The sequence below is a fragment of the Phascolarctobacterium succinatutens genome (assembly GCF_023497905.1).
GTDB classification, from domain to species: Bacteria; Bacillota; Negativicutes; order Acidaminococcales; family Acidaminococcaceae; genus Phascolarctobacterium_A; species Phascolarctobacterium_A succinatutens.
Window position 1 is genome coordinate 120,050 of sequence record NZ_CP097284.1, and the last position, 23,191, is coordinate 143,240.

The following is a 23,191-nucleotide window of genomic DNA, read 5'->3' on the forward strand; positions in this document are numbered from 1 at the left end:
TGTTGACAGTGGCTCAATGGAGGGCTTATGGACTTTAAATTTTTTAGGAACAGAATAAAGGTATCTCTATACAGCATAGGCATCTTCGCCTTCTTCCTGCTTGTTTCTCTGGTGAGCCTGTATGTTGTGCGCGAAAAAATATTAGATAATTCGCATATTATGGGGCAGCAGATGGCGGCTCGCTTTGCCACCAGGGAAACAGGACGCATAAAAGCTCAGGAAATGCTGCTGCGCAGTGCCGCGCAGAATCTGGCGCATATGCTGGAGATGAAGCCTGATATGTCGGATGCGGAGCTGGAGGAGGCTTTGACGCATTTTACCGACTACATGGAAAAAAATGCGGATGTAGGCCGTTTTGACATGTGCGCTGTTGTTCACGGACATCTTATCGGCAAGCGTCTGGAGGGACAGCCGGCGGATGTTGCTTCGCTGAAATGGTATCAGACGGCACTGAATAGTAATGGCAGCGTGGCTTATACCAATTTATATACCTACGGTAAAAATAATGAACGCCTGTTGACTATGGCAGTGCGCTTCGGCGATGGCAATGTACTGGCGCTGAATCTTTATCCGGAGCGCTTGAACGGTTTGCTTGCCGAAAACCAGATGCCTAAGCACAGCTATTATTATCTTTGCGATCCGTCGGGTAATATTATGTTTACCATCAATGACCGCAATCTGTCGATAGAAGAACAGCAGCCTTATGTAGATAAAATTTTTAAGGAAATCCGCAATTCCGGCAGTGATGTATCTTATATCACCGATTACGAGGGCAATAAGCGCGGTGTTTACTACAAGGTTTCGGAAAAGGGCTGGATATCTATCGTAACTATTCCCTATGATTTCCTGCTGGGTGATTATGAGGATTTGATGCAGTGGTTCAGCCTGACGCTGGCCATTTTCCTGCTGCTGGCTGCCGGTTTGGCGCTGCGCGAGCATATGCTGAACAAACAGTTGCAAAGCATCAATGAGGTTATCCGCGTTATGAGCAAGTCCTTCCTGGCTGTGTTCAGGGTGAATTATGTTACCGGACGCTATTATATGCTGAAAAGCACCAGTCCGGGGCCGCAGGAGCCGGAGGGAGATTATGATGAGCTACTGCAGGAGCTGATAAAGAATGTGGAGCCGGAGGCTGCCGATGAGTTTGCAGCCAGCTTTTCACGTGAGCATATCAAAGAGCTGGTGGAGCGGCATATCAATGACTTCGGCGGTGAGTTCCGCCATCGCTTCGGCAAGGAATACAGATGGCTTAATGTACGCCTGATGCGTGATGATTTGCTGAATAAGGACGAAGCGGTTTTCTTCTTCCGTGAGGTGGATGCCGAAAAGCTGAAAGAGCTGGAGCATCTGCAGCTGACGGAGCAGGCGCTGAGGGTAGCACGCGAAAATGCCAAGTCCAGAAACATGTTCTTTTCCGCGCTGTCGCACGATATGCGTGCGCCTCTCAACGGCATTATCGGCATGGCGGAGCTGGCAGACCTGCATAAGGATGACTGCGGACAGGTGAAGGAATATATCCGCAAAATCCGCACCGCAGGCCAGCAGCTGCTGACCTTGATTAATGATATCCTGGAAATGGCGCGTCTGGACAACGGTAAGGTGGAGCATGTGCAGGAAACCTTTATGATTGCCAAGGTAGCGCAGGATACAAGCGATATTTTTGCGGCGCAGGCCGAGCTGGAGCAGAAGTTCTTTGACTCTCAGCTTATGCTGCAAGAAGATGAAATGGTGAGCGGCGATTTACAGGGCTTGCAGCAGATTTTGAATAATATTTTGTCGAATGCTATTAAATATACCAAAGCACATGGCAAAATCAGCTTTTTGGCGCGTCGTGAGCCGAGCAATGAGCGCAACCGTGTGCATTATACCTTTGTCATCAAGGATACCGGCTGCGGTATGTCGGCCAAATTCCTGGAGAAGATTTATAAGCCGTTTGAACGCGACAGCCGTTTTGGTGTGCCGCGCGTTACCGGCACCGGTCTGGGCATGACGATTGTCAAAAGCCTGGTAGAGCGTATGGATGGCAGCATTCATATCAGCAGCCGTGTTGATGAAGGCACCTGCGTAATTATTTCCCTGCCGTTCAACATTGTGAAAAAGGTGGAAAGCAAGCCACAGGATAGCATGCCGAAGCTGAAGGATTTTGCTGGCTGCAGAATTCTGGTAGCTGAGGACAACAATATCAATATGGAGATTATCAGCGAGCTGCTGACAATGAACGGTCTGGAGGTATTGCTGGCAAGCAACGGCAAGGATGCCGTGAACCTGTTTGAGTCTTCGGAGGAAGGCAGCATCAGCATGGTGCTGATGGATATGCAGATGCCGGAAATGGATGGCTGTGAGGCTGCCGAGGCTATCAGAGCATTGCCGCGTGAGGATGCGCGTAAGGTGCCTATTCTGGCGCTGACAGGCAACAGCGGCAGTGATGACGTGGAACGCGCAATGGCTGCCGGCATGAATGATTTTATGGTGAAACCGGTGCAGATGAAGCTGCTGGCGCAGATGATGAGTGCGTATCTGCAGCATTGAGAGCAGAAAGGGGTGCGAAACTGTGCATTTACAGGAACTGCCGCAGTATGTGGCGATTGATATTCAGGAGGCGCTGGAGGAGCGCTTTATGGAAAGTGAAGCTATGTATGTGCGTTTTTTGCGCAAGCTGCTGACAAGCGATGATTATCAATTGATGGAGGAGGCTGCGGAGGCAGGCAACCTGCAGGAGGTGCTGCGCTATGCGCACAACCTGAAGGGCGTGTGCGCAACGTTGGGGCTGACAGGCTTGCAGGCGCAGTTTGCCGATATTGTAAGCCTGCTGCGCAGCGGGGACTATACTTTGCCGCAGCTGCAGGCGAAGCTGGCTGCGGTGAAGAATGACTGGCAGCGCACGCTGCAATATATTGAACAGTTGGAGAGTGCATGATGGAAATAATCAGTGTAGCTGTCGGCGGTGCCTTGGGCGCAGTGTGCCGTTATCTGCTGGGTAATTTTATCAGCAGAGCGAGCGGCAGCACTCTTCCATGGGGAACCTTCGCCATAAATATCATAGGCTGCTTTTGCATGGGCCTTTTGATGACGCTGATTGTGGAGCGCGGTATGCTGCCTGCGGCTTGGCGTCTGTTCTTGTGCGTAGGCTTGTTGGGTGGCTTTACCACCTTTTCCTCGTTCGGTTATGAAAGCCTGATGCTGCTGACGGAGGGTAATATCGCCGCGGCGGCAGCGTACAGCGGCGGCAGCCTGCTTTTGGGACTGCTGGCTGCGGGAACAGGCGTGCTGGCAGGTAAAGGGGTATAGGTTGGAGAATTTCAGAAATAAATAACGCTTAACTTAAAGCATGACATAGATTGGCAAACAGAAAGGGGGAGAATAATATGGGATTATTGTTAAATACTCTCTCTCCGGCAATATTATACGAGGAGATGGCAGAAAGTAAATATTTTGTTGATAAAACTGCCTTTATAGGCCAAATGCTGCAGCGTATAGGTACCAATGGCAAGTATGTGTGCATCACACGTCCGCGCCGTTTTGGCAAAACTGTTATGGCTAATATGCTGGGAGCATTTCTGACTAAGAGCGCTGCTACGAAAAAGCTTTTTGCACAGTTAAATATAGGCCGTGATGCTGAGGCTATGCAGCATATTAATCAATACAATGTTATTTATATTGATTTCAGCAGGATCAGCAGCAATGATTACCAAAGCTATATAGATAATATTGCTGAGGCCTTGAAGAACGATCTGCATAAGGCGTATCCCGATGTTGATTATCGTGCGGCAGGCGGCGTAGCCGAGGATTTGGAAAGAATTACTGCAGCGACGGGCGAAAGGTTTATTTTCATTTTTGACGAATGGGATGCAATCTTTCATGCTGCCTTTATTTCCGAGGATGACAGAAAAAAATACCTGCTGTTCTTAAAGGATTTGCTTAAGGACAGAGTATATGTTCAACTGGCGTATATGACTGGCGTACTGCCGATATCAAAATATACCAGCGGCTCGGAATTAAATACCTTTGCGGAATATAATATGGCTACGATGTCATTATATAGTGATGTTTTTGGCTTTAATGATACGGAAGTAGATGCGCTGTTTGCAAAGTATCAAGCTTTGACGGCTCAACCGCAGGTTACACGTGAAGGCTTAAAAATATGGTATGACGGCTATCACACTGCTGCCGGCAATTTACTGTATAATCCGCGTTCTGTGGTTATGGCTTTGCAGAATAACCAGCTTTATAATTATTGGACCAGCTCTGGTCCCTATGATGAATTGTTTTACTATATCCGTAACAATGTGACGGCGGTGCGTGATGATTTGGCGCTGATGGCTGCCGGTGAACGCATACCCTTGAAAATACAGGAATATGCGGCCATGCTGCTGGAGCTTAATACAAAGCAACAGATTTTTTCGGCGATGGTTGTTTATGGCCTGCTGACATATGAAAACGGCAAAGTGTTTATCCCTAATAAAGAATTGATGGATAAATTTAATGAGCTGCTCCTGAATAAGGATTCCTTGGGCTACGTACATCAGCTGGCGGTAAAATCGGAAGCGATGCTGCAGGCTACGCTGAAAGGCGATACCGCTACAATGAGCAGGGTTTTGGAATTTGCGCACAATACGGAAACACCGCTGTTGGCGTATAACAATGAGACCGAACTGGCTGCTATTGTTAATCTCATATATCTGGCAGCACGTGACAGATATAATGTCCAAAGGGAGGATAAGGCCGGGACAGGCTATGTTGACTTTATCTTCTATCCCTATCAGGAAAACGATGATTGTCTTATATTGGAGCTGAAGGTGGATCACACACCGGAGGAAGCGATTGAGCAGATTAAACGCAGGCAGTATGCACTTAAGTTTGCCGGAACTCTGGGAGATGGCAGAAAGCGTTATCAAGGACGGATTTTGGCTGTCGGGATAGGCTATTCCAAGAAAACAAAGCAGCACCAATGTAAGGTAGAGGTGCTGCAGGAGTAGTTGGCTGTATAAAACGAAAAAGCAATTTGCAACTGTAATTTGACAGATGCAAATTGCTTTTTATATTGGTATTATTTTTACGCTTTCCTGATATTCAGCACGGCAATCGCCGCAAATATCAGTCCCATGCCGATGATTTTCACCGGCGTCAGTGCTTCCGCAAAGAAAATAACACCGACAGCGGCAGCCACAAAGGGCTCAATCGTCGCAAGAATGGAGGCCTGTCCTGCCTCAATCTGTTCTAACCCTTTGGTGTAGAGCAGATAAGGAAGCACGGCGCAGAGCAGGCCCAAACCTAAAGTGCTACCGATTGCCTGCAGGTTGATAGCTGCAAGACGCTGATAATCAAAATCCGCCAACGGCCATGAAGCTGCGAGTGCCAGATAAAAGGTGTAGGCGGTGATGGTGAGTGACGAATATTTGCGCACAGCATACTTGCCGAAAATGCTGTACAGTGCATAGCCGAAGCCGCTGCCTAAGCCATAGAGCAGGCCGCTTAGCGTGAGCGTCAGGCTGCTGCCGAAAACGCCGGTGACGCAGGCACAGCCGCTGAAGGTGAGCAGCAGAGCGAGTGCTTTTGTGCGCGTGAAGGCTTCTCCGAAGCACAGCAGCGACATGAGCATAACAAAGACAGGGGCGGTGTAGAGCAGCAGCGCTGCTACCGCCAGACTTGTCTGCTGCATAGCGTTGAAGTAGCAGTAGTTGAAGAACACCAGGCTGCAGATACCGGTGCCGACGAAAAGCCAGAGATCACGCAGTCTGATGCGCAGGGCAGCACTCCCTGACTGCAGCAGCGGCAGTGTGACGCAGATTGCCGCTGCCAGCGAACGCAGGGCAACAATTTGCATGGAGCTGAAGCCTTGTGCTGCCAGCGTTCTGACGAAGAGTCCGATTAAACCCCAGCAGACAGCAGCGGAGATGATATAAAGATAGGCCTTTGTTTTCATTGCTCAGCCTGCTTCCTGCCGCGTCCCCAGAAGGTGTGGAACTTCTGCAGCAGCTCCTTGCCGGGCTTGGGCGGCCACAGCTCCTGCCTGTCGCTGTCACGCATGGCCGCCGCCAGATGCTCATAAATTTCCGGATACTGCGCATCGAGCGCTGCGATATGCTCCTTGATGTCCTGACGCATGGTGTGACCGTCATAAGGACAGGGGTTTTTGATAGGCTTCAGGCCAAGTTTTGCCACCAACTCGCGGATTTCCTGCTCGCGGTAGTAGAGCAGCGGGCGCAGTACCGTGATGCCGGAGCGCGATAGCGGCGTTACCGGCAGAAAGGTGCGCAGCTGACCGCTGGTCACCAGATTCATGAAGAAGGTTTCTACGGCATCGTCATTGTGGTGCGCCAACGCCACCTTGTTGAAGCCGAGTTCCTGTGCGCGGCGGTTGGTAGCGGCGCGGCGGAAGTAGGCGCAGGTGAAGCAGGGACTGCCGCCTTTTTTTTCATGTGCCGCCATTACGTCAACATCGTCGCTGTAGTGTGTAAGGCCGAACTGCGCGCAGAAGGCTTCCAACTCCGCCTTGGGAAAGTTGGGTGCGAACATGCCGTTGACGGTGTAGCAGGCAAGGTCGAATGGTATCGGCGAATATTTTTTGATTTCCGCCAGCATGGCTGTCAGAAGCATGCTGTCCTTGCCGCCGCTGAGGCCGACTAGAATGCGGTCGCCCGGCTGCAGCATATCGAATTCTATAATAGCCCGCCACAGCTTGCTTAAATCCTTGGCGGGAACGAAGGTGCTTTTCTTAGTCATTTATACAATCTCCTTTTGCATTACATAGCATTATTTTAACACAATGCAGCTGCTTTTCCTAGTATATCTCTAGGCTAAAGCGGCTGCTTTTCTTCGCCTAAGCGACGCGTTTTGTGATATAATATTTAAGTCAAAAATATTTTTACCCAAGAAGAGGATGCAGGTGCATCCGTGAAATATTATGGAGGCTAACGACTGATGACCGATACAATGCAAGGACTCAATAAAGAGCAGCTTGATGCAGTACAGACTATTAACGGACCGATGCTGATTCTGGCAGGCGCAGGCAGCGGCAAGACGAAGGTGCTTACCTGCCGTATTGCGCATCTGCTGCAGCAGGGCGTGCGTCCCTATCGCATTTTGGCGATTACCTTTACCAATAAAGCCGCCGCGGAAATGCGCGAGCGTGTAGACCGTATGGCAGGCGCTGCGGCCAGAGATGTGTGGCTGTTTACCTTCCATGCCTTCTGCGCTCGTCTTTTGCGCTATGAGCTGGAAAATCTCAACGGCTATGCCAATAATTTTGCAATTTACGATACAAGCGACAGCAAAAACCTGATTAAGCAGGTGCTGAAGGAAATGAATCTGGATGAAAAGCGTTTCCCGCTGCCGGCGATTATCAGCCATATCAGCAACGCGAAAAATGCCTTGCTGCTGCCCGATGCCTACGCTCGCGAGGCCTCTGGCTACTATGAGCAGCAGGTGGCAAAAATTTATGATGCTTATCAAAAAAAGCTGCAGGCCAACAATGCCGTAGACTTTGACGATTTACTGCTGCTGGCTTTGCGTCTGCTGCAGGAAAATCCTGCTGTAAGAGAAAAATACCAGCGCAAGTTTGATTATCTGATGGTTGACGAATATCAGGATACCAACCATGCGCAGTATCTGCTGACGAAGCTGTTGGCCGCAGGCCACAGAAACATCTGCGTAGTAGGCGATGCCGACCAGAGCATTTATGGCTGGCGCGGTGCCGATATCCAGAATATCCTTGATTTTGAAAAGGATTACCCCGATGCCAAGCTGGTGAAACTGGAGCAGAACTACCGCAGCACGCAGGTTATTCTGGACGCTGCCAATGCCGTTATCGACAACAACAGCGGACGCAAGCCGAAAAATTTGTGGACTGCCAACGGCAACGGTTCGGAAATCGTTTACTATCAGGCGAACGATGAAAGAGATGAAGCACGCTATGTGATTGAAAATATGCAGAAGCTGCAGCTGAATGAAGGTGCTAAGCTGGGCGATATGGCAGTGCTGTACCGCACTAACGCGCAGTCGCGTGTATTCGAGGAAATGCTGATTAAGAGCGGTATCGCCTATACGATGGTCGGCGGTACGAAGTTCTATGAGCGCAAGGAAATCAAGGATGCGCTGGCATATCTGCGCTTGCTTTATAATCCGCATGACAGCCTGAGCCTGCTGCGTATTATCAATGTTCCGCGCCGCGGTATCGGTGATGCGACTATGGCACGTCTGCAGGAATATGCCAATGCCAGCGGCCAGTCTCTGTTCGAGGTAGTGACCAATGCAGCGGATGTTCCCGGTCTTGCCAGACGTTTTGCCAACAAGCTGGACGAGCTGAGCGGTCTGCTCTTTGAGCTGATGGGCGAGGCTGCCGATGTGCCGGTAAAACAGCTTTTGGATGATGTGCTGCTGAAAACAGGTTATCTGGAGGAGCTGCAGAACAGCAAGGACCCGCAGGACGAAAGCCGTGTGGAGAACCTGAAGGAAATGCTGAGCGTAACCGAGGAATTTGCAGTAAAATGCGAGCGCAACGGTGAAGAGCCGACGCTGGAAAACTTCCTGGCTGATGTAGCGCTGGTTGCCGATATTGATGATGCGGAGCTGGGTGAGGAAGCAGTTACTCTGATGACGCTGCATTCCGCCAAGGGCCTGGAATTCCCCAATGTCTTTTTGGTAGGTATGGAGGAAGGAATTTTCCCGCATTCCCGTACTCTGATGGACGAAAACGAGATTGAAGAGGAGCGCCGCCTGTGCTACGTAGGCATTACGCGTGCGGAAAAGCATTTGTTCCTGAGCAACGCCAGAACACGCACTATCTACGGCCGCACGCAGTATTACACACCGTCTCGCTTCCTGCAGGAGGTGCCGCGTAACCTGGTGCATGTAATCAAACGTCCGGTAGTGCAGCGTCCGGCGATGACGCAGCAGGTACACAAGCCTACTGCTAAGGAAAACGCCAACTGGTTCGAGCAGCATAAGGCCAGCTTCTTCCCGAGGGAAAGCAGTGCGGCGGCAGGCTGCAGCTTCCGTGTCGGCGATAAGGTTATGCATAAAAAGTGGGGCGCAGGCACGATTGTTACCGCTAAGGCTGCGGATGACGGCCAGGAGGTTACGGTTGCTTTTGCCGGCGGCGGTATCCGCAGCCTGCTGACGAAGTATGCTAAGCTGGAAAAGCTGTAAGCAGCGGCTTTCCGGATAAAAATTTTGGAGGATAAAGCAATGGCAGAAATGGATTTATTTGCTGATGAGCGTGCAGCGGATTTGGCTGAGGCCGATAAGCTGCGCCGCGAAATCCGTCATAACGAATATTTATATTATGTATTGGATGCGCCGGAGATTACGGACGCTGAATATGACCGCATGATGGTGCGCCTGCGTGAGCTGGAGGCGCGCTATCCTGACAGCATTCCGGCCGATTCGCCTACGCAGCGCGTCGGCGGTCGTGCTTCCTCGCAGTTTACCGAGGTGCGTCACCTGGAGCCGCTGCTGAGCCTGGGCAATGTATTTTCCGCCGAGGAGCTGCGCGCCTTTGATGAACGTGTTCGCAGCGGTCTGCCTGCAGGCAGCAAGGTGGAATACGTTATGGAGCCGAAGATTGACGGCCTTGCCTGCAGCCTGATTTACGAAAACGGTAAGCTGGTGCGCGCTGCTACCCGCGGTGACGGTGTAGTAGGCGAAAATGTTACGGCCAACGTGCGCACCATCCGCAGCATTCCGCTGACGCTGAAGGTGCCGGATGGTGAAACAGTGCCGGAGCTTCTTGATGTGCGCGGTGAGGTCTATATGCCGCGGCAGGCATTTATGCGTTTGAACGAGCAGCGCGCTGAGCGCGGCGAGAGCGAGTTTGCCAATCCGCGTAATGCGGCGGCAGGCAGCCTGCGCCAGCTGGACCCGCAGGTAACGGCAAGCCGCAGCCTGAGCTTTTTTGCCTATTATCTGGTAGGCGAGGGCGCACAGCCCAAGCACAGCGAATCACTGGCTTTGCTGGCGCACTATGGCTTTAAGGTGAGCGAGAATTATAAGGTTGTCGAAAATATCGACGAGGCGATTAAATATATCGGCGATTTCAACGAGCTGCGTCAAGGCCTGTCCTATGATACCGACGGAGCTGTTATTAAGGTCAATGATGTTTACCAGCAGCGTATTTTGGGCGCTACAGGCAAGGATCCGCGTTGGGCGACTGCCTATAAATATCCGCCGGAGCAGGCTGAAACTACGTTGGAGGATATCGACTGGCGTGTAGGACGCACAGGCGTACTGACACCGACGGCAGTGCTGACACCGGTAAAATTAAGCGGCAGCGTTATCAGCCGTGCAACACTGCATAACGAGGATTTTATCCGTGCCAAGGATATCCGCATCGGTGACAGGGTTGTTATCAACAAGGCCGGTGAAATTATTCCCGAGGTACTGCGCGTAGTAGTTGAAAAGCGTACCGGTGACGAAAAAGAGGTAGCAATCCCCAGCGTCTGCCCGGAATGCGGCTGGCGCGTAGAGCGTCAGGGTGAGGAGGCAGCTATCCGCTGTACCAATCCGCACTGTCCGGCGTTGGGACGCGAGGGCCTCATTCACTTTGTCAGCCGTGATGCGATGAATATAGACGGCTGCGGTCCTTCTGTTATCAATGCGCTGCTTGATGCAGGCCTGGTGCGCGATGCTGCGGATTTGTACAGCCTGCGCAAGGATGATTTGCTGAAGCTGGAGCGTATGGGCGAAAAGTCGGCGGATAATCTGCTGGCGGCTTTGGCCGAGAGCAAGAAGAACGAGCTGGACAAGCTGCTCTTTGCTTTGGGTATCCGTCATGTGGGTGCCAAGGTGGCGCGTATTCTGGCAACTGAATTCGGCAGCATGGAAAAGCTGCAGCAGGCACAGCCGGAAGAGCTGGCACAGATTCGTGATATTGGTGATAAGATTGCGGAAAGTGTCGTTACCTGGCTGAATGTACCGGCGAATATTGACCTGGTGGAGCGCTTGGCGGCAGCAGGATTGACGATGACGTTTACACCGCCTGCCAGTCAGGAGGATAATCCCTTCTTCGGCAAAACGCTTGTCTTTACGGGCACTATGCCTACGTTAGGACGCGCCGAGGCGAAGACGATGGCGCAGGATGTGGGCGCGAAGGTCAGCGGCAGCGTCAGCAAAAAGACGGATTACGTCATTGCGGGTGCGGAGGCCGGCAGTAAGCTGGAAAAGGCACAGCAATTAGGCGTAACGGTTATTGATGAAGCAGAGTTCTTGCGTCTACTTAAAGGTGAATAAGGCATAAAAATAGCGTGGCTGCGAGCAGCGGCCACGCTTAATTTTTTTAGTGATGATATTCGTTTTTGTGTTCCTTGGCCAAAGCGTCCCAAACAGGCAACTGCAGCCCGGCGATTTCGGAGGTGAACGGAGTACCGTCGTTCTTTTCGAAATGCTTCCAGGCACGCAATACATATTTAAAGCCGATATATTGCAGCGGTAAGTTGCAGTATACCATGAGGATGTTGGCGAAGTCGCTCAATTCCCAGAGCGCGCCTAAATCCATACCGGCGATGTTGGTGATAACGCCGAAGGAAATAACGATGAGGCACAGCACGCGGATAGCGTTGATGAAGGAAGCCTTGCTGGAAATGCGGTTAGCACACATTTCGGTGAAGGACATGAAGCCCAATAGGCAGGTGAAGGCAAACAGGCCGAAGCAAACGCTTACGAGCAGCGTAACAACGCTGTAAAGCATGTCATTGCCGCCGGTCAGAGCGCCGCAGGAGGCGAGGAATTTATCCAGCTTGCCCATCTCAAACCAGGCATTGGCATCTGCCGTGAGCCACATGCTGCCCATGATAACGACAAAGCCGGTCAGAGTGCAGATAACGATGGTATCAAGAAATACGCCCAAAGCCTGCACACAGCCCTGCTCACAGGGGTGGGAAACCTCTGCTGCCGCAGCCGGCATGGTAATAGTACCCTGGCCTGCTTCGTTGGACATCAGGCCGCGCTTAATACCCTGGCTGAGCGCCAGACCGAAGGCGCCGCCGAAAACAGCATCAGGCGCAAAGGCCTGCGTGAAAACGGAGCTGAAGAACAGTGGAATGCGGTCGATGTTGCCGACGGTCAAAGCGATGACGGTGAGTACATAAATAACTGCCATAACGGGAACGATGCGGTCGGTAACCTTCGTAACCTTTTTGATGCCGCCGAAGCTGATAACAGCGGTGATAACGATAAGCACCGCAAAGGAAATCCAGTAGAGCGAAGAGTTGGTGGGAATGTTCACGCCGGAGATTTTGCCGGCGATGGCACCAACAGCGGAAATAGTGTTGAAGCCCTGTGCTGGGAAGCACAGCAGCGCATAAACAATGTACAGCATGCTGAGCGCAACGCCGGCAGCGGCAGAATCATTCAACAATTTGCGTGCGTAAAAGGGCAGGCCGCCGACATATTCGTTATCGCGCTTTTCCTTGCAAATCTGCGAAAGCGTGGATTCTGCAAAGGACGTTGCCATGCCGAAGAAGGCGGAAACCCACATCCAGAACAGCGCGCCCGGGCCGCCGATGGAAATCGCACCGGTTACACCCAAGATATTGCCGGGACCGACACGCATAGCGGTGGAAAGCAAAAAGGCTGTGAGTGAGGAAATACCGTTGCGCGTATGGTTGCGCTGCATCAGCACCTTCACAGCGAAGATAAAGTTGTGTACCTGTACAAAGTGCAGGCGGAAGGTGAAGTAAATACCTGTACCGACTAATAAAATAATTGCCAGACTAAAATTTCCCAGAATGGGGATAGAACCGTACCAGTCGAGATTGCAGGGGAAATCCCAGAACCAGTTGGAAACAATCTGGATTTTGGCGCAGATTGCGTTAACTGCATCAAATAAAGCTTGCATAAGACCTCTCTCCTATAGCTGTAAATTTATTTTGCCCTTGCGTTAAGGCGCGGCAAAGGCAGCTTCATTATCTATATCTTAACCTTTTTTATATTGCTTGGCAATGGGTGCTGGGAAGTATACAATATATAGCGAAACCTATTTTCTCTGCAAGAAAAACTTTTTATGTTGATTTCTCATACATAATTTACAGACAAACAGCGCGATTTGTAATATAATATAAAGTTAGATAAGTAACATCTGCTGTCTTTCGCACAGATGTCTATATGTAATTTAGAAATGAGGGAATATGATGAAAGAGTATAATTCCGTATCGGAACCGTTTTTAGCGGATGTGCGCGCCGTAGTAGGTGACGCCAATGTTTTTACCGAGCCTGAAAAGCTGGAGCAATATAAAACCGACGAGGAATATGATCCGCGCCGTTTCCGTGTGCCTGAGGCTGTTGTGCGTCCTGCCAATGCCGAAGAAATTGCCGCAGTTGTGAAGCTGTGCAATAAGTACAATGTGCCGCTGACTGTCCGCAGCGGCGGTACCAGCCTTGCCGATGGCGCGATTGCTGTCTGCGGCGGTATTGTACTGCTCATGGAGCGCTTGAATAAAATTATCGAGATGAATACCGAAGCGATGTACGTTGTCGCCGAAGCCGGCGTGCGTACAGTTGATATTCAGAAGATGGCCAACGAAGCAGGCTATCTTTACGCAGGTGACCCCTGCAGTGCCGAAAGCTGCCTGATCGGCGGCAATCTGGCAACAAATGCCGGCGGCAGCAAGGCTGTACGCTATGGCGTTACCCGTAATCAGGTTTACAGCCTGGAGATGGTTACACCGACCGGCGAAATCGTGGAGGTTGGCAGCCGTTTGAAAAAATGCAGCACAGGCTATTGCATGGAGCAGCTGGTAATGGGCAGTGAAGGTACCTTGGGCATTATCACCAAGGTAACTTTGAAGCTGCAGCCGATGCCTCCGTATCGATTTGACCTGCTGGCAGTTTTTGATGACCCGTTCAAGGCTCTTGACGTAGTGCCGAAGATTATGCAGGCTGGTCTGAACCCGACGAGCATGGAATATATGGATAATTCCTATGTGCGTGCCTGCGCCGATTATATTGAATTTAAGGGCGCACCGCATTATGAGGACGGTATTTACGTTATCATTACGGTAGAAACCTTCAGCGAGGATGAGCTGGACATGAAGATGGAGCAGCTTGACGAGCTGTGCGAGGCAGCAGGTGCCGTTGAAGTTCTGGAAGCGGATGACCGTATCTGGGCAATGCGCCGCAACTGCCAGGAATCTATCAGCCTTGTAAGCAAGGTTTCCCTGACCGACGATGTTGTTGTGCCTGTAGACCGCATTGCGCCGACCATTAAAGAAATTATGCATATCGGCAGCAAGTATCCCTTCCCAATTCCGGTAAAAATCAACGCGCATATCGGTGACGGTAATCTGCATATCGTTCTCTGCAAATGCGATTTGGATGATGCAACCTGGGAAAAAATCGTGCATGACTTCCACGAAGAGGTTTATGCCTATGCTTACGCTCAGGGAGGCCGCTTAGCCGGTGAGCACGGTATCGGTGCCAAGAAGCTGGCTTATATGGAAGAGTTTACGCCTGCCGGTGAGCTGGAGCTGATGCGCAGGATTAAGCTGGCTTGGGATCCGAATTTGATTTTGAATCCTGGTAAGGTATTTAACGCATAAGCAAGAGCGCATATAAAGCACCATCTGCGTCGGGATGGCTCCTAGGAGTACGTGGAAGTACGCCGTCGTCGCCCTCCCTCGCATCTGATACTTTCTCTGCACTCTTTATGAAAATTAGAAAAAGAGATATATTATGAGCAATTACAATTCTGTAACTCCTGAATTTATTGATGAATTAAAAACGCTGTTGGGCGAAAAATATGTCAAAACCGATGCTGACACGCTCGACCGCTATAAGACGGACGAGGAGGCGGACGAACGCTGCTTCCATCTGCCGGATGTAGTGGTAATTCCGGCAAACGCCGAAGAAATTGCCGGCGTAGTGAAGCTGTGCAACAAGTATCTCATCCCGCTGACCGTGCGTGGCGGCGGTACAGGCATCGTTGACGGCGCTATTGCCGACAAGGGCGGCGTAGTGCTTTTAATGGAACGCCTAAACAAAATTATCGAGCTGAATAAGGAAGGCTTGTACATGGTAGCACAGGCCGGTGTGCGTACGCTGGATATCCAGGCAGCGGCGAAGGCGGAGAATCTGCTTTATGCAGGTGACCCGTCGAGCAGCGACAGCTGCCAGATTGGCGGTAACCTGGCGACGAATGCCGGCGGCATCAAGGCTGTGCGCTACGGTGTAACGCGCAATCAGGTCTACGCTGTGCAGATTGTTACGCCCTACGGCGACATTGTTGACCTGGGCTCGCCGCTGAAAAAGTGCAGTACAGGCTACTGCATGGAACAGCTTGTTATCGGCAGCGAGGGTACGCTGGGTATTATTACACAGGTGACGCTGAAGCTGCAGCCCTTGCCTCCGTATAAAATAGATATGCTGGCGATTTTCCATGACCAGATGGCGGCAATCGGCGTTGTACCGCAGCTTGTGAAAGCAGGTATTGACCCGACAAGCATCGAATATATGGATAACCCTAATGTGCGGACAACATCGGAATATCTTGAGTTCCCCGGTGCGCCGCATATTGAAGACGGTATTTACGTTATCATTACGATAGAAACCTTCAATGAAGATGAGCTGGACATGAAAATGGAGCAGGCCAGCGATATCTGCGAGGCAGCAGGCGCTGTGGATGTTCTGGAGGCTGATGAGCGTATCTGGTCGATGCGCCGCAACTGTCTGGAATCTGTGAGCCTTATCAGCAAGGTGTGCACAACGGATGACGTTGTTGTGCCGGTTGATGAAATGAGCGATATGATTCAGTACATCATTAAAACTGTGGCAAAATATCCCTTCCCGTTGCGTATCAACGCGCATATCGGTGACGGCAACCTGCATATCGTGCTGTGTAAGCTGGATTTGTCCGATGAGGAGTGGGAATCTGAATTAAGCCGCTTTACGGAAGAGGTTTATACATATGCTTATGCGCATGGCGGACGTCTTTCCGGTGAGCATGGCATTGGCAGCAAGAAGGCACACTTCCTGGAGCGCTTTACTCCTGGCGGTGAGCTGGAGCTGATGAGAAAAATTAAAAAAGCCTGGGATCCCAATAATATCCTGAATCCAGGCAAGGTTTTTAATTTATAAGACTATCTCAATGGTCTGCTGTAAAACTAAAATATGTAGCATTGTAGCTAAGTAGCAAAGGAGAGATTTTAGTATGACAAATTACAAACCCGTAACAGAAGAAGTTCTGGAGGAGCTGCGTAAAGCAGTCGGCGCAGAGCATGTAAAAAATGATGCCGAAACTCTGGAGCGTTACAAAACCGACGAAGAGCCGGACGCTCATTACCACCATCTGCCGGAGGTAGTTGTAGCACCGGGCAGCACCGAAGAGGTAGCTGCTGTTATGAAAATCGCCAATAAATATCTTGTACCTGTAACTCCGCGCAGTGCAGGTACAAGCGTATCCTGCGGTGCGATTCCTGTTTTCGGCGGCATTGTATTGCTGATGGAGCGCATGAATAAAATTATTAAGCTCGATACCGATGCTATGTATATGGAGGTTGAAGCAGGTGCGCTGACCTCCGATATTCAGGCTAAGGCTAACGAAGCAGGTCTGCTGTATGCCGGTGACCCCTGCAGTGCAGACAGCTGCATGATCGGCGGCAACATTGCAACCAACGCCGGCGGCAACAAGGCTGTACGCTACGGTACCACCCGTCATCAGGTTTATTCTATCGAGGTTGTTACTCCGACCGGCGAAATCGCTGAGTTGGGCAACCGCCTGAAAAAATGCAGCACCGGCTACTGCCTCGACCAATTGGTAATGGGCAGCGAGGGTACTCTGGGTATCATCACCAAAGCAACTCTGAAGCTGCTGCCGCTGGCTCCGTATCGTCTGGATATCCTTGCAGTTTTCACTGAGGTACAGAAGGCTGTCGACCTGGTGCCTGCGCTGGTTAAGGCCGGCTTGAATCCGACAAGTGTTGAATTTATGGACAACGGCTTTGTACGTGCTGCCAGCGATTATGCAGAACAGCGTCTGCCGCATTACGAGGATGGCAGCTACGTTATTGTTACCGTGGAAACCTTTAACGAGGACGAGCTGGATATGAAGATGGAGCAGCTTGACGAAATCTGTACTGCCTGCGGTGCAACCGACGTTGTTGAAGCAGACGAGCGCGTATGGAAGGTACGCCGCAGCTGTCTGGAAGGCTCCAAGGCTTTGAGCAAGGTTTCTACCTCTGATGACCTTGTTGTACCTATCGACAAAATCGCTGTTTGCCTGAACCACCTGATGGAGGTTTCCAAACAATTTGATTTCGAATGCATGTGCCTGGCTCACGCCGGTGACGGCAATCTGCATTTCAACTGCCTGAAGATGGATATGACCGACGAAGAATGGGAAAAACAGCTCGCAGAGTTCCACAAAATCTGCTACGCATATGTTTACAGTCTGGGCGGCCGTCTTTCCGGCGAGCATGGCATCGGTGCGAAAAAGATTGACGCACTGGCAGCTTATTGCGATCCGGTAGAAATGTCTATCATGAAGACTATTAAACGCGCTATGGACCCGAACAATATCCTGAATCCTGGCAAGCTTATCCGTGCCTGATTCTTTTTGAGCACTGCTGAATAATTTTAATATATCTTCCGACGTACTCTTATATGCAAGAGTGCGTCGCTTTTTTTATTTACAATATTCTTCGCCTACATTATAAATGTTGCCAACTTGATAGAGGCAGAGTTAAATAAATTGCGGAAAATTAAAAAACTATTGCTTGTAAAATACGCATATGTTATAATGCTGTCTATATAAATTTAATTAGGAATAATGAATATATATTAGGAAAAGAGGACAATGATGATGAATATGACAGAGGAATACAATCGCCTGATAGGCAAGCGTGTAAAAATGCAGCGCATTTCCGCTAAGGTATCTCAGACAGAATTGGCGAAAGAGTTGGGGGTAACTCAGACGCATTTAAGCAACATCGAAAACGGACGCGCGGGTTTGACAATCCCCAATCTGATTAAGCTGCATCAAATTTTGGAATGTCCTATCAGTTCTTTTTTTGTGGATATCGAAGGGGAAAAGGAAGCTGATAACAGCAGTGATATAACTTTGGAAAATGTTATGGAGCTGGCAAGACTCCTGAAAAAGGCGCGTGACTGAAACAAAAAGCAAAGTCATTTAAGGGCTTTGCTTTTTACTTTTGCTGCGGCAGTATTTTTAGGCAGGCTGTTTTTACTCAGGCAGGAATTTCGGGATTCATGGCGAACTATCCATATATTACATATTTTTTAAAGGAGCAATTAGATGAGTACATTCACCAAGGTCCTGTTGGCCACAGATCTGTCCCCGCAGGCTGATAAATTGACCGAGTGTCTGTTTTGCTTATGCCCCGATACGGAAACGGAAGTGGTTTTGGCTCACGTCTTTGATGATGACGATGATGCCGACCCTGACGGTAGCAGCTTTAAAAAAGCACGCAGCCGATTGGATGGGTATAAAAATGATATAGAGCAGGCAGGCTATGAAGAAATTTCCATTGTAACCCCGGCAGGCGAGCCATGTGAAACCTTAAGCAGGCTGGCGGAAGAAAACGACGCTGACCTGATGCTGGTAGCATCTCACCGCAAGGGCTTTTTGAAGCGTGCGCTGATGGGCAGCACTACCTATGAGCTGGCACGGGCTACAATGATTCCCCTGCTGATTAATAAGGATGAAGAAGATGAGGTTACAGAAAATCTGCTGGATACTGTGCTGATACCGACCGATTTTTCCCGTAAATCCTTAGAAGCGCTGAACGTTATCCGCAGCCTGCGTGAATATGTAGGTAAGGTATTGTTTGTGCATGTTGTTGAGCATAGCAGAAACAAGCATGATTACAAAGAAAAATACGGCAGTGCCAAAATGTTTTTGCAAGAGCTGGTAGACGAAATGAAAATTTTCGGTATTGAAGCCGATTATCGTATTGCACATGGCGTAGCCTCCAAAAAAATTGCCGCTATCTGTGAGCGCGACAATGTCAGTCTTATTATGATGACTAAAACCGGTGCCGATATGACTAACGGCGATGACTTGGGCAGCACCTCGGAAAACGTGGTCCTGAATTCTGATTGTGCGGTAATGCTGCTGCCGGCTGAAGACAGTGATGAGGAGAATACCTTCTCCTAAACTGCCGCAGAAGAATTTTTTTGATGATTTTATAAAAATTTTTACAAAAAACGCTTGACTTTCATTAAAAATGCCAGTATAATACTACTTGCAGTTATGTTGACTGCGGGTACGTATTGTGCTGGCAAATTGAAAATAGTTTAAAGTTTTCAACCTTGGAGAGATGACCGAGTGGTTGAAGGTGCACGCCTGGAAAGCGTGTGTACGGGAAACCGTACCGAGGGTTCGAATCCCTCTCTCTCCGCCACTTAAAAATCTGCCGCACTGAGCGGCTTTTTTAATAAAATCATATAGCTTGTTTCTCTGTAGGATCGTAGAGCCGGGTCCTGCGCAATGGGAGCCTGTGAACCAGGTCAGGTCCGGAAGGAAGCAGCCTTAAGCGGATACTTTCATGTGCCGTGGGGAAGCCCGTCTTTGCGGTCCTACAGGGAAATAAACGAAGAAAATCCGTCGCATGTGCGACGGATTTTTTTTTGTGCTGCGCTTATTTGCTGAGCAGCTCGATTTTTTTCATATAGGGAGCAATGATAGTGGCGATGGCTTGAGGATTTGCTGCCTGCCAGGCGGCAAAGTCCAGACCGCTTTGGGCGATATGCTTGCCGATTTCCAAAAGCACGAAGGGGATATCTTCGGCGAGCAGTGTGCCTGCTTCTTCTCCTAGGTGTTCGCTGCCCTGGAGTGAGCAGCCGTTGATGTACATAGTGAAGGCTGGGTGTGCTGTACCCTTGATGACCTTAACTGTACCGCGGAAGCCGAGTTCGCCTATTTGGTGGGTGCCGCAGCTGGAAGGACAGCCGGAAATATAAATCTGCGGCAGAGCATCACTGGCGGCGTACTGCGTAGCCATTTCTTCGAAGCAGCTTGTCAGCAGGCTTTGGGAATCTCCCATGCCCATCTGGCAGACGGTGGAGCCGATGCAGGCCACGCTGCTTGTGAAGGCATTATAGGCTGTGTCAGGCGTGAGCGACATTACCTTTGCTGCTTCGGGAGCAGTGAGGTTGATAATATAGATGCTTTGGTCGGGTGCAAGACGCAGCTCGGCGGCTTTAACGTTCTGCAGATAATCCGCCAGAGCGAGGAAGCTTTCAATTTTGGGCAGTCCTGCCTGTGGATGATAATTTACGGCGTAAAGACCGGGCTGCTTCTGTGAGGTAATGCGGAAGCCGGTGATGAGCTTGAAGTTGCGCTTGGTGATTTTTGTTGCCTCAGGCCGCAAATCAAGACCGCCTTCCTGCAGTGCCTGCAGGAGGCGTTCGCTGTAGGCTGCTTTGTAAGCGGCTTTGCCTCCCAAAAGCTCAGGCAGATAACGGGTGCGTGATTTGGATCTTTTCGTATAGGTGCCGCATTCGCGGAAGGTGGCGAGCATTGCTTTGATATGATACAAGATTTTTTCGGGAGCAACAGCCTCGGCCATTTTTATACCGATGCAGGGAGCAGGTCCCAGACCGCCGGCGCTGTAGACATCGAAGCGACCGTCGGGACGGGCGGCGAAGCCTAAATCGCGCATGGTAGCGTGCGTAAGATTTTGCGGGGAATTGGAAAAGCCGGTTTTAAATTTGCGTGGCAGCTTGCCGTCGGGAATGGCAGCGACAAGATATTGCGCTGCTGCTTCGGCATAAGGCAGTACGTCGAAATATTCCTCGCGCTCCACACCGCTTAAGGGTGAGCAGAGCACGTTACCGGGATAGTCACCGCCACAGCCGAAGGGAATAATGTCCGCATCCAGGCATTGCTCCAAAATTTCAGCGGCAGCCTCGGCGCTGAGATCATGCAGCTGTATAGTCTGCCCGGTTGTGAAGTGAATGCGGCTGATGTTATATTTGCGGATCATCTCGGCTATGAAGGCCAGCTTTTCCGCAGTGATGCGCCCGGCGCTGCAGCGCAGGCGCAGCATATTGCTTTTGCCGTCGCGCTGGGCGAAGCTGCCGAAGTAACCGGAAAATTCCTTGTAGGCAATTTTGCCGATTTTTTCATTATGGTAGTCAGCAGTCTGCCTGGCAAAGTCAGGTAACTGCTTGCGTAAAAAGTCCTTGTCAATTTCGGGTATGGTCATTGCTGTAGCCTCCTTTTGATTAGCTGATGATATTATATAATACTTCAGTGCATTAGTAAAATATTTATTTCAACGGGATTTTGGGACTACAAAACTTCAATTTACATTTCAGGCTATTTTGAGTATAATAGTTATGTATGTAATAAATTCCGGGGAGGTGGTAGCGATGGCTTATTTAGCTTTATATCGCCAATGGCGACCGCAGGACTTTGACGCTCTTGTGGGACAAAAGGCTGTAAAAACAACCTTGAAAAATGCTTTGGCAAGCGGCAAAATAGCCCACGCTTATTTGTTTTCCGGTCCTCGCGGCACCGGTAAAACCAGTATGGCGCGTATTCTGGCCAAGGCTTTGAACTGCGAGCAGGGGCCTACTGCTGAGCCCTGTGGTCAGTGCAGCAATTGTCAGCGCATTGTGCAGGGAACCTCTCTGGATGTAATTGAAATTGACGCTGCATCCAACACCAGTGTAGATAATATCCGTGACCTGCGCGAGCAGGTAGCCTTCACGCCGGCGGAAAGCCGCTACAAGGTTTATATTATCGACGAGGTGCATATGCTGTCTACGGGCGCTTTTAATGCCTTGCTGAAGACACTGGAGGAGCCACCGGCACATGCCGTGTTTATTCTGGCGACGACGGACCCGCAGAAGGTGCCTGCAACGATTCAGTCGCGCTGTCAGCGCTTTGAATTCCGCAGGGTAACGGTAGACGAGATTGCGGAGCATCTGGCAATGGTAGCAGCAGGCAGTGGCATTGAGGCAGATGCAGATGCACTTCGCTTAATAGCAATTCAGGCTGAAGGCGGTATGCGTGATGCTCTGAGCCTGTTGGACCAGTGCGGTGTCATGGCCAAGCGTGTTACGGTGGCAACCGTGCGCGAGGTACTGGGCATCGTAGGGCGTGAAGCGCTGCACGAGTTGACGGAAGCAATAGGCCGCAGGCAGCTGCCGCAGGCGCTGGCTACGTTGAATCTGCTGCTGGAACAAGGTAAGGATGTCAAGCAGGTGCTTACAGAGCTTATTGAGTATTTGCGGGCATTGGTGCTTTATCTGGCAGTTCCTGACTATGAGGAAATTTATCTGACGGATGCTAAAGAAGCGTTGGCTGAGCTGGCACCGTTATTCGGACGTGATCGTCTGCTGGCGGCGGAGGAAAGACTGCACAGCGCTATTCAGGAGCTGCGCGGTTCTATGCGTCCGCGCATTACGGCAGAGTTGTGCCTGCTTGATTTGTGCCGTGTAGAGGGCAGCACTTTGGCTGCTTTATCGGCAAGAATTGAACAGCTGGAGCGTCAGATGGCAGGCGGTGTGATGCCTGTTTATCAACAGACTCCGGTTAACGCTCAGTCTGCGCCTGCTGTGGCAGTGCAGCAGCCAATCGTACAGGAATATGCCGCACCGGCAGCACAGCAGCCGATTGCACAGCAAGCTCCTGCGGCAGAACAGGTGCAGGCAGCAAAAGCTGCTCCGGCTAAGAAGCCTGCAGTTAAAGCGCAACCGCAGCCTGCTGCCGATACTCTTGCTGCGGCGGTGAACGCCGCACCTAAGCCTAAAAGTGCCAGAGTGCAGCAGACAGAGGAATATGCCGGTGATTTTGCAGCCGGTGAGGATTTCTGGAAGCAGGCTTTGGAGATTATGAAGGCCGAAAAGAAGAATTCTATGGTATCCTGCGCTAAGAACGGCAGAGTCTTCAGCTTTGCCAACAACATTCTGCAGGTTGCCTTCAAGGCACCGTTCCTTGCGGACAGGATGAACAAGGATGATTATCGCAAAGCCTTCGAGGAGATCCTGCTGCGTCTGGCAAGACGTGAAATCAGGCTGGAGGCTGTGATTGAGGGCAAGGCTAAGCTGCCGCAAAAGCCTGTAAAGCAGCAGGAGGTGCAGCAATCGCCCGAAAGCGAAACGCAAAATCTGCAGGCAGCGCAGCTGCCGGAAAATCTGCGCAAGGCCTTTAATGCTTTGGGCGGCAGCGTAACAGATATATCTGACCAATGAAACTAAATTGAGACTAGCAGGTCTTGGCTTATGTTTCTGAGAA

Annotated in this window: 16 protein-coding genes, 1 tRNA gene and 1 other RNA gene; 14 read left to right on the forward strand and 4 right to left on the reverse strand. The window is 50.5% G+C overall.

Going from position 1 to position 23,191, the window contains the following annotated elements; all coding sequences use genetic code 11:
* Positions 1-27: 27 nt before the first annotated feature.
* From M5E81_RS00605 to M5E81_RS00620, 4 genes are all read left to right on the forward strand, one after another.
* Positions 28-2,529: a hybrid sensor histidine kinase/response regulator gene (locus tag M5E81_RS00605; protein ID WP_249747613.1), complete on the forward strand. Its 2,502-nt coding sequence runs from the start codon at positions 28-30 to the stop codon at positions 2,527-2,529.
* A gap of 22 nt (positions 2,530-2,551) precedes the next feature.
* The gene (locus M5E81_RS00610; protein WP_249747614.1) at positions 2,552-2,917 is read left to right on the forward strand and encodes an Hpt domain-containing protein; all 366 of its coding nucleotides are present in this window, start codon (positions 2,552-2,554) and stop codon (positions 2,915-2,917) included.
* Positions 2,914-3,288, forward strand: coding sequence for a fluoride efflux transporter CrcB (gene crcB / locus M5E81_RS00615; protein WP_249747615.1), 375 nt, complete (start codon positions 2,914-2,916; stop codon positions 3,286-3,288). Before M5E81_RS00610 ends, crcB begins: the two co-directional genes overlap by 4 nt.
* Positions 3,289-3,365: 77 nt before the next feature.
* Positions 3,366-4,976, forward strand: a complete 1,611-nt coding sequence (locus M5E81_RS00620; RefSeq protein WP_249747616.1) for an AAA family ATPase — start codon at positions 3,366-3,368, stop codon at positions 4,974-4,976.
* A gap of 77 nt (positions 4,977-5,053) precedes the next feature.
* On the opposite strand, the gene M5E81_RS00625 is transcribed toward M5E81_RS00620, so the two are convergent.
* Together M5E81_RS00625 and M5E81_RS00630 are read right to left on the reverse strand one after the other, a co-directional pair.
* Positions 5,054-5,923: a DMT family transporter gene (locus tag M5E81_RS00625; RefSeq protein ID WP_009144550.1), complete on the reverse strand. Its 870-nt coding sequence runs from the start codon at positions 5,921-5,923 to the stop codon at positions 5,054-5,056.
* A complete protein-coding gene (locus M5E81_RS00630) occupies positions 5,920-6,723 on the reverse strand; it encodes a tRNA lysidine(34) synthetase (RefSeq protein ID WP_009144549.1) in 804 nt (267 codons plus the stop codon). Before M5E81_RS00630 ends, M5E81_RS00625 begins: the two co-directional genes overlap by 4 nt.
* 198 nt (positions 6,724-6,921) lie before the next feature.
* Between M5E81_RS00630 and pcrA the strand changes: the two genes are divergently transcribed.
* Together pcrA and ligA are read left to right on the forward strand one after the other, a co-directional pair.
* Entirely contained in the window at positions 6,922-9,147 is a 2,226-nt protein-coding gene (gene pcrA / locus M5E81_RS00635) for a DNA helicase PcrA (RefSeq protein WP_249747617.1), read from the forward strand.
* Positions 9,148-9,186: 39 nt separating this feature from the next.
* The gene (ligA, locus tag M5E81_RS00640; RefSeq protein ID WP_249747618.1) at positions 9,187-11,226 is read left to right on the forward strand and encodes an NAD-dependent DNA ligase LigA; all 2,040 of its coding nucleotides are present in this window, start codon (positions 9,187-9,189) and stop codon (positions 11,224-11,226) included.
* 46 nt (positions 11,227-11,272) lie between these two features.
* Here ligA and M5E81_RS00645 read toward each other — a convergent pair whose 3' ends face one another.
* A complete protein-coding gene (locus tag M5E81_RS00645; RefSeq protein WP_249747619.1) occupies positions 11,273-12,832 on the reverse strand; it encodes an alanine/glycine:cation symporter family protein in 1,560 nt (519 codons plus the stop codon).
* Between the two features lie 292 nt (positions 12,833-13,124).
* On the opposite strand from M5E81_RS00645, the gene M5E81_RS00650 reads away from it, so the two are divergent.
* The 7 genes from M5E81_RS00650 to ffs all read left to right on the forward strand — a co-directional run bounded on the left by M5E81_RS00650 (position 13,125) and on the right by ffs (position 19,519).
* Positions 13,125-14,531 carry an FAD-binding oxidoreductase gene (locus tag M5E81_RS00650; RefSeq protein WP_040564517.1) on the forward strand — a complete coding sequence of 469 codons (1,407 nt, stop codon included), beginning with the start codon at positions 13,125-13,127 and terminating at the stop codon, positions 14,529-14,531.
* Between the two features lie 133 nt (positions 14,532-14,664).
* On the forward strand, positions 14,665-16,065 hold the full coding sequence (locus M5E81_RS00655) for an FAD-binding oxidoreductase (protein ID WP_009144544.1): 1,401 nt from the start codon (positions 14,665-14,667) through the stop codon (positions 16,063-16,065).
* 73 nt (positions 16,066-16,138) lie between these two features.
* Complete coding sequence (locus M5E81_RS00660) at positions 16,139-17,536, forward strand: FAD-binding oxidoreductase (RefSeq protein ID WP_009144543.1); 1,398 nt, start codon at positions 16,139-16,141, stop codon at positions 17,534-17,536.
* A gap of 246 nt (positions 17,537-17,782) precedes the next feature.
* A complete protein-coding gene (locus M5E81_RS00665; RefSeq protein ID WP_249747620.1) occupies positions 17,783-18,097 on the forward strand; it encodes a helix-turn-helix domain-containing protein in 315 nt (104 codons plus the stop codon).
* Positions 18,098-18,241: 144 nt separating this feature from the next.
* Positions 18,242-19,102 (forward strand): universal stress protein, encoded by an 861-nt coding sequence (locus tag M5E81_RS00670; protein ID WP_249747621.1) that lies wholly within the window; start codon positions 18,242-18,244, stop codon positions 19,100-19,102.
* A 157-nt stretch (positions 19,103-19,259) separates the two neighbouring features.
* Positions 19,260-19,349, forward strand: a tRNA-Ser gene (locus M5E81_RS00675).
* 70 nt (positions 19,350-19,419) lie between these two features.
* Positions 19,420-19,519, forward strand: an RNA gene (gene ffs, locus M5E81_RS00680) — signal recognition particle sRNA small type.
* A gap of 67 nt (positions 19,520-19,586) precedes the next feature.
* Here the strand turns inward: ffs and M5E81_RS00685 are convergent.
* The gene (locus tag M5E81_RS00685) at positions 19,587-21,155 is read right to left on the reverse strand and encodes a nitrite/sulfite reductase (RefSeq protein ID WP_249747622.1); all 1,569 of its coding nucleotides are present in this window, start codon (positions 21,153-21,155) and stop codon (positions 19,587-19,589) included.
* Between the two features lie 166 nt (positions 21,156-21,321).
* On the opposite strand from M5E81_RS00685, the gene dnaX reads away from it, so the two are divergent.
* Positions 21,322-23,148: a DNA polymerase III subunit gamma/tau gene (gene dnaX / locus M5E81_RS00690; protein ID WP_249747623.1), complete on the forward strand. Its 1,827-nt coding sequence runs from the start codon at positions 21,322-21,324 to the stop codon at positions 23,146-23,148.
* The last annotated feature ends 43 nt before the right edge of the window (positions 23,149-23,191 follow it).

What these genes read in the sequence shown, in the direction of transcription:
- M5E81_RS00605 (WP_249747613.1), top strand. Translation starts at nt 28, where the DNA reads ATGGACTTTAAATTTTTTAGGAACAGAATAAAGGTATCTCTATACAGC.
- crcB (WP_249747615.1), top strand. Translation starts at nt 2,914, where the DNA reads ATGATGGAAATAATCAGTGTAGCTGTCGGCGGTGCCTTGGGCGCAGTG.
- M5E81_RS00620 (WP_249747616.1), top strand. Translation starts at nt 3,366, where the DNA reads ATGGGATTATTGTTAAATACTCTCTCTCCGGCAATATTATACGAGGAG.
- M5E81_RS00625 (WP_009144550.1), bottom strand. Translation starts at nt 5,923, where the DNA reads ATGAAAACAAAGGCCTATCTTTATATCATCTCCGCTGCTGTCTGCTGG.
- M5E81_RS00630 (WP_009144549.1), bottom strand. Translation starts at nt 6,723, where the DNA reads ATGACTAAGAAAAGCACCTTCGTTCCCGCCAAGGATTTAAGCAAGCTG.
- pcrA (WP_249747617.1), top strand. Translation starts at nt 6,922, where the DNA reads ATGACCGATACAATGCAAGGACTCAATAAAGAGCAGCTTGATGCAGTA.
- ligA (WP_249747618.1), top strand. Translation starts at nt 9,187, where the DNA reads ATGGCAGAAATGGATTTATTTGCTGATGAGCGTGCAGCGGATTTGGCT.
- M5E81_RS00645 (WP_249747619.1), bottom strand. Translation starts at nt 12,832, where the DNA reads ATGCAAGCTTTATTTGATGCAGTTAACGCAATCTGCGCCAAAATCCAG.
- M5E81_RS00650 (WP_040564517.1), top strand. Translation starts at nt 13,125, where the DNA reads ATGAAAGAGTATAATTCCGTATCGGAACCGTTTTTAGCGGATGTGCGC.
- M5E81_RS00655 (WP_009144544.1), top strand. Translation starts at nt 14,665, where the DNA reads ATGAGCAATTACAATTCTGTAACTCCTGAATTTATTGATGAATTAAAA.
- M5E81_RS00660 (WP_009144543.1), top strand. Translation starts at nt 16,139, where the DNA reads ATGACAAATTACAAACCCGTAACAGAAGAAGTTCTGGAGGAGCTGCGT.
- M5E81_RS00665 (WP_249747620.1), top strand. Translation starts at nt 17,783, where the DNA reads ATGATGATGAATATGACAGAGGAATACAATCGCCTGATAGGCAAGCGT.
- M5E81_RS00670 (WP_249747621.1), top strand. Translation starts at nt 18,242, where the DNA reads ATGAGTACATTCACCAAGGTCCTGTTGGCCACAGATCTGTCCCCGCAG.
- M5E81_RS00685 (WP_249747622.1), bottom strand. Translation starts at nt 21,155, where the DNA reads ATGACCATACCCGAAATTGACAAGGACTTTTTACGCAAGCAGTTACCT.
- dnaX (WP_249747623.1), top strand. Translation starts at nt 21,322, where the DNA reads ATGGCTTATTTAGCTTTATATCGCCAATGGCGACCGCAGGACTTTGAC.